This is a genomic window from Nocardia sp. NPDC059154 (genome assembly GCF_042755705.1).
In the GTDB taxonomy this organism is placed as follows: Bacteria; Actinomycetota; Actinomycetes; order Mycobacteriales; family Mycobacteriaceae; genus Nocardia.
Window position 1 is genome coordinate 1 of the sequence record NZ_JBHZCS010000157.1, and the last position, 6048, is coordinate 6048.

The 6048-nt window shown below is 58.7% G+C and carries 6 protein-coding genes and 1 pseudogene; 4 read left to right on the top strand and 3 right to left on the bottom strand.

Annotated elements, in window-relative coordinates; all coding sequences use genetic code 11:
• From ACFXN1_RS51010 to ACFXN1_RS51025, 4 genes and pseudogenes are all read left to right on the top strand, one after another.
• Positions 1-189: pseudogene (locus ACFXN1_RS51010) on the top strand (phage antirepressor Ant); the annotation flags it as partial.
• Positions 190-706: 517 nt separating this feature from the next.
• Positions 707-1042 (top strand): hypothetical protein, encoded by a 336-nt coding sequence (locus tag ACFXN1_RS51015; protein ID WP_379446736.1) that lies wholly within the window; start codon positions 707-709, stop codon positions 1040-1042.
• Positions 1020-1538 carry a DUF6879 family protein gene (locus ACFXN1_RS51020; RefSeq protein ID WP_379464141.1) on the top strand — a complete coding sequence of 173 codons (519 nt, stop codon included), beginning with the start codon at positions 1020-1022 and terminating at the stop codon, positions 1536-1538. The genes ACFXN1_RS51015 and ACFXN1_RS51020 overlap by 23 nt, the downstream gene beginning before the upstream one ends.
• Positions 1535-2371, top strand: coding sequence for a helix-turn-helix domain-containing protein (locus ACFXN1_RS51025; protein WP_379446572.1), 837 nt, complete (start codon positions 1535-1537; stop codon positions 2369-2371). Before ACFXN1_RS51020 ends, ACFXN1_RS51025 begins: the two co-directional genes overlap by 4 nt.
• Positions 2372-2740: 369 nt before the next feature.
• On the opposite strand, the gene ACFXN1_RS51030 is transcribed toward ACFXN1_RS51025, so the two are convergent.
• From ACFXN1_RS51030 to ACFXN1_RS51040, 3 genes are all read right to left on the bottom strand, one after another.
• Positions 2741-3829: a hypothetical protein gene (locus ACFXN1_RS51030; protein WP_379464142.1), complete on the bottom strand. Its 1089-nt coding sequence runs from the start codon at positions 3827-3829 to the stop codon at positions 2741-2743.
• Between the two features lie 227 nt (positions 3830-4056).
• Entirely contained in the window at positions 4057-4320 is a 264-nt protein-coding gene (locus tag ACFXN1_RS51035) for a hypothetical protein (protein WP_379446575.1), read from the bottom strand.
• The coding region (locus tag ACFXN1_RS51040; RefSeq protein WP_379446576.1) for a recombinase family protein at positions 4317-6048 on the bottom strand (1732 nt) is incomplete at its 5' end. The genes ACFXN1_RS51040 and ACFXN1_RS51035, both read right to left, overlap by 4 nt.

Sequence of the window (6048 nt, forward strand, 5' to 3'; positions counted from 1 at the left end):
CAGAAAATCTCTGGAACCAAGCCTGCCGAGGACTACGAGCTCTCTCGCTACGCGTCCTATCTGGTGGCCATGAACGGCGATCCGAACAAGCCTGAGGTTGCAGCCTCCCGGAATCGGTTCATGGTTGACCATGAAATGGCCTGGTCAGCGCCAATGTGGATAGAATCAGACCCCCGACTGATCGCATGACCCGTCCAGGCTCTCTCGTTCGGTCCGATCCTTCGGTATCCGCTCAGGCCAGACCAGCGCCCCGGCGAACACACACACCGGTAGCCCGATCACGACAACCCACCCGAATGTAATCACGGAAGCTCTCGGATATCGCGATTCGCGACGGCAGCACCCGGGTTCCGTTGCGGTAGAACACGATCGGCCGGAGTCAGCAACTCGAGGTACACCCCCGGACTCTCGTCTCCGTCTCCGTAGTCGGCGACCTCCAACACCCCACCCGGGAACTCGAACAGTCGTGTGCGTCCGTACATCTCGGCTCCTGTCGTCCGATGTTGGTAGGCACCCCGTGACTGGTTGTCGCTACACATGTCACGGGGGCCGACTCCGACGCTACGAACCACGTGACCTCGCGGTCTATGAACTTGACGGAACTTGGCAGGAATCACCGCTACCGGCCACATTGGCCGTCGATCTGCGGGACGATTGGGAAGGCACACGCCAAGGTGTGCCAAGTCGCTAGACGGGAGTTGCAGCGATGAACTTAAAGTTCCTCGGCAAAGGCGGATCAGACTCCGGAGGGTGCCCTAGCCTGTACGCCACCGACCAGGGCACATACCTAGTCCAGGGCTGGCAGACCGACCGTCCTGAAACGGTCGAAATCCCGCATGCACTACTCGGTTACACCGAGCCCGACACGTTCATCGGCTCACGGTTGACGGACACAGGCCGCGGCACTCTCGCGGTGTCGGGCCGGCCGATCACCGATGCCGAGACGATTGGCCAACTCACCTTGGCGGAAGACGAGACCTGTATCGAGGTCCCGAAGCGAGAGAGGACGTTCTACGGCAATGCTGCTGCTGCCCGACGATGAACCGGACCTTTGGCCGTCGCTGTTCCGCGAGTTGAAGCGGGATGCGTTCCATCTGGAGGTCAGGGACGAATACCGCGTAGCTGACGAAGACACCCGGATACGTGCGTTCCTCGCTGGTAAGCCAGCGCCGTACACCCGAACACCCTGGCAAGACCTCATGCAGGAAACGGCCGGCCGCGGAGTGGCAGTAACCCGTGTCCGAGTGGTCACAGAACCATTGTCGGACTATCAGCGGTGGCTGTTGTCGGTGACCGGCTACAACGTCGAAGCCGGGGAGGATATCCGGTACGTCCCAAGAGATCTCGCGGGGACAGTCCCGCGAGACGATGGGTGGGTAATGGACGGAGAGAAGGTTGTGTACAACCTCACTGGTCCTGCCGGGGCCCCGGCAGGTCTAGCGGTGACCACAGACCCCGGAATCGTGGCGTACTGCCAAGAGATACGCGAACGGCTCTGGAAGCTCGCTATCCCGTACTCGGAGTACGCCAAGCGGTGACAAGCTCTGTCCACGAAGCGCGACGGGCCCTCGGTGCAACTCTCCGGGGGCTCCGTCGTGATGCTGGCCTTTCCGGCCGTCAGCTTTCTTCTCTCGCGGGCTGGCATGAGTCGGTGGTCTCGAAGATCGAAACCGGGGACCGAAGCCCTACAGAGGCTCATCTCCGGGCGTACTGCGCCCACACCGGGAACCAGGATCAGTTGCCGGACCTGATCGCTACCTTGCGGAACGTCCAGGCCGCGTACCTCGAGTGGCGGAAGGTGCTCAGCACCGGGACCCGGCGACGTCAGCACCAAGCGGTGAGACTCGCTGAAGAGTCCAGGCTGATGCGGATTTATCAGCCGAACATCATACCCGGGATACTTCAGACAGCCGAGTACGCGGCGGCGGTACTCCGGCGGTACATCGATTTCTACCGAGTACCCGACGACTTGGACGAAGGCGTAGCGAAACGCCTCGAACGTCAACAACTCCTGTACACAGGTGATCACCGATTTCACATCCTGGTGGCGGAGCAAGCTCTACACACCACGGTCGGCAACGACGCTGTGATGACTGGTCAACTTGACCGGTTGTTGGCTGTGATCGGCCTGCCCCGGGTCCTACTGGGTGTCGTCCCTGCTCAGGCTGAACTGCCGATGCAGGTAACCAACTTCGTGATGTTCGATGAACGTCTTGTACTCGTCGAGGCGGTGACAGCCGAGTTGACTGTGACCCAACCGCGAGAGCTTGTGATCTACACAAGGTTGTTCGCGGAGCTGTCCGAGCTGTCTGTGACCGGAGACCCAGCCCGGCGATTGATACGCCTAGCACTCGAATCAAGGGCTGGATAACCTCCAGGCCCCTGCCCACCCCCTCCCCCCCGGGGTGAGTGAGCGCGTGTGGCCCGAATACCTTGAGTCTGGGCCGGAGCCCCTGAGGGGGGCATATCCCCACGGTATCTACCGATTCGATAACCGAGACTGGATCTCTTCAATGATCCGCCTGAGTCTCTCGGACTCCGGCTACTGATTCCTGGATTCCAGTGACGTGTTCCCGAGTGCGATCTATTTCGGATCGCACCTCTTTGAATTCCTGAACCAGGTTGTCATCCACCTTGGCAGTCTACCCACGTAGCCTGCCCTGGATCGAACGTAGACAGAAGAAAACCGCCCGGGGCATACCCAAGTATGCCCAGACGGTCTCATCGGCTTACAGAGCCGCTATTCCTGGACCAGCTCCACATGTTCGGCTAGGTCGCCGGACTCCAGGGACGTTTGGTAATCAAGCGTATATTCCTGGAAGAAGTTCCTTAGCTTGCTTCCGGCCTGGTCTGTGTCCAGTCCGTCGCACTCTTCGATGACGTACAGAACCTCTCTCGATAGCCGAACATCTGGGCTATCGAACGGACCCCAGTGATAACCGTTCACCACAGCCAACGGTGGAGCGTTGGTCTTCCTGATCCAACGGAAAGCCGTTGGCTCTTCGGAGACTGGTTGATCATCGGTAGCCGTTGGCTCCTCAGCCAGACCATCGAAGGTCTGGATGCTGAACGGGTTGTAATCCTCAGACCCTCCGGAGACGGATCTATCGTCCGTCGCCGATGCTCCGGATTCTTCGGTTACTGGCGTTCCCTTGGCGGTGACGGTTGCGGATGCCGAAACATCCGTAGCCGTTGCCGGTACTCCATCGGCACCGTCTCCGGTCACGGGGATGGGTACGTCAGTGCCCGGGCCCGGGTTCTTCAACCCGTCTCCGGGGGGTGGGTAAGAATTACCCACCTCGTTATCTACTACTAATAGATATGAAGAAGTGCACTTCGGGTGCACTTCTTCTTTACTACTAATGTACCGGTTTTCCCGGTACCCCCCATCCGGTATTTCCGGTACCCCCCATCCGGTATTTCCGGATGGGTCCATCCAGACTGTTGCTGACAACGTCTCGATCTCGGCAGGTGTGAACGGCCGGTTGGACATCTGCCGATGCCACACGTAGCGCGAGGGTCGCGCGTTGCCAGTCTTGATGTACGGCTGTCTCACCAGCCATCCCCGGGACTGCAAGGAGTCCAGGCCGTTTGCCACGGCTTCATCACTCATGCCCAGGCAGGCCGCGATGTACTTGCCTGCCATCGGCCAGCCCTCATCCTGAGACCAGATGAACGGGGAGATCGCCCGGGCGGCTGGCTTCAGCTCTGGGTCACGGGCTAGTGACATCGGCATCGATGCATACAAAGTGCCTTTGTCTCCGAACTCGCCAAGGTTGTTATGGTCCTTGACTGGATAGCCGTTGGGCTTAGGACTTGCTTCGGTCACTGCTGTTGCCCTCCAAGGCATCCTTGATCAAGATCTGTAGTTGCTTGAGTTCGTTCCGGTCCATCAAAAGGAACGCGTCCACGCCTTCTAGCTTGAGTTTGTAACTGAGCCCCCGGTCTTTGCTGTGCCGGGGCTGAAGTATCACATTTTTCATCTCTGATGTATCCTATTCAGTGCCCTTGGGCCGGGGATGTTAGGTGCATCCCCGGCTCTCGGGTTCTTTTATTTCAGTTGTCGAGTCGGTACAACCGGGCTACACCCTTGTATCCCGCCATCATCTCGTCATCGTATCCGGATTCATACACAAGCGTATGCGGGTTGCTCTCCAGGTATTCGACCACCGGTCGGTCAAGCGTTCTTCCGGTAATCACCCGGATACTCCGGTACTCCATCAAGTGCGGTACACCGTCGATCTGAACGGTGTACGCGTGTAGCAGCGCCGGAGAGTAAGCGATCGTGGTGATTGCTTCGGCTTCGATCATTGTGGTCATTGCTTGTCCTCATCATTCTTGTTCGAGTCACGGCATTTTCCGCAAATTCCGTCGACTACGTCATCCGCAACCCACAGATTGCCGCATCGGTCACAATTGACCAGTCCCACATAACCGCGGCTGATAAGGAATTCGTCCTGCAGCCGCGCTATCTCCTCCGGGGAAAGCTCCGGGCTTATCCCGTTGTACTGTACCCGGATTCGAATATCGATAGGGAGGTAATGTCCGATCTCTAATGGACTGCCGGCCCATACCTTGAACCCGGCGTCAATCATCAACCCGCGACGTTCCTCGATATTCATACGCTCCCAAGCCTGGGCGTAGGTTTCACCGAGACCCCGGTATTCGAACCGTGCAGGTTCGGCCGGTAACAGTTCGAGCCGTTTCTTGCGATCCACCAGACGTTGAACCCGGTCCAGGTATTCATCCGGGGTACCGTCATAGAGCCCTAGCTCATTCTCACGACGGACCGTAGTCAGAGCTACCTTGACCCGTTCCAGCGCCTCTGTGTGGTCGCTGGCGGGCACAAAAACCTTGTCTTGTCGCTCAAGGTCGCCGATGACTTCAAGAAACGTCGTCTCGGCGTGCTCGTACAACTTTTCCGCACGGACGTTCCTGTATCTGCACTCGGAGTTCTTGCCGTTCGCTTTGGGGCACCGGTAGTAAGTTACGTTCCTAGTCGAGTACACCTGCCGGTACAGCGGACCTTTGCAATGCCAACAGAACGCAACTCCAGCTAGCAGGTTCGTCGACTGGTCACGGGGTGACTGCCGGATAGCCCTGGACTTCAGGGCGGCTTGTACTTGGTCGAACTCCTGCCGGGTAAGGATCGGTTCCGCACGCTGCACCTCTACTCCGTCAGCGTCGGTGATGGTTTCGCCTTTGTGTACCCCGTAGCCCATCAACGTGGGCGACGACAAGATGCGGCGGACCACCGTCGAATCCCAACGACCGGAGACGTTCACTGTCTCGCCGGACTTCAGTTTTCGTGTACGCCCTTCGTGGTTGGAAGGAACCCCGGCGGTGTTCAAGTCGGTAGCAATAGAGTTCGTCGATTTGTGCGCCAGCAAAGGCGCAACCATCCGTGTACGGATCACGTCAGCTTGATCAGGATCGATGACCGCGTACCACCCCGCTGTTTCCGCGGTGTTGTCTCCCCAGATGACATCGCCCGCAGACAGCTGGAGACTTCGGTACCCGTAAGGCACTACCCCGGAGTGCAGCCGCCCTAGCTCCCTGATTTTCTTCTGAGAGCCTTGGTTGCGTTCAGTGGCTGCCTCTAGCTCTCCCTCAGCGACGATCGCCAGGACGGTTGCCACCAGGCGACCGGACCAGGTGCTCAGGTCAATGGATTCCGATGTGGACGCAAGGGACTTGCCCTCGTCCTTCAGGAAATCCATCAGTTTGGACAACGGGACCAGTCGTCGAGAGATTCGGTCAAGTCGGTAGCCGACCAGTACATCCCACTCAATCAACCGTTCAGGCTTCAGCCACGGGCCAAGCTCAGGAGTCTCGAACGGGTCGGTACCGCCGGACACCCCAAGGTCTACGGCCCACCCGATGACGGTTGCCCCGTGCATCCGTGTCCATGCTTCGATAGCTTCTCTCTGACGGGATTCAGAGGTACCCGCGTCCTCTGCCTCCCGGGACAGTCGGATACGTCCGAGTATCCGTTTCCCTACATGTTCGTTGCTCACACGTAAGTTGTACATGTTCGACCGTCGACAT

What these genes read in the sequence shown, in the direction of transcription:
- ACFXN1_RS51015 (WP_379446736.1), top strand. Translation starts at nt 707, where the DNA reads ATGAACTTAAAGTTCCTCGGCAAAGGCGGATCAGACTCCGGAGGGTGC.
- ACFXN1_RS51020 (WP_379464141.1), top strand. Translation starts at nt 1,020, where the DNA reads ATGCTGCTGCTGCCCGACGATGAACCGGACCTTTGGCCGTCGCTGTTC.
- ACFXN1_RS51035 (WP_379446575.1), bottom strand. Translation starts at nt 4,320, where the DNA reads ATGACCACAATGATCGAAGCCGAAGCAATCACCACGATCGCTTACTCT.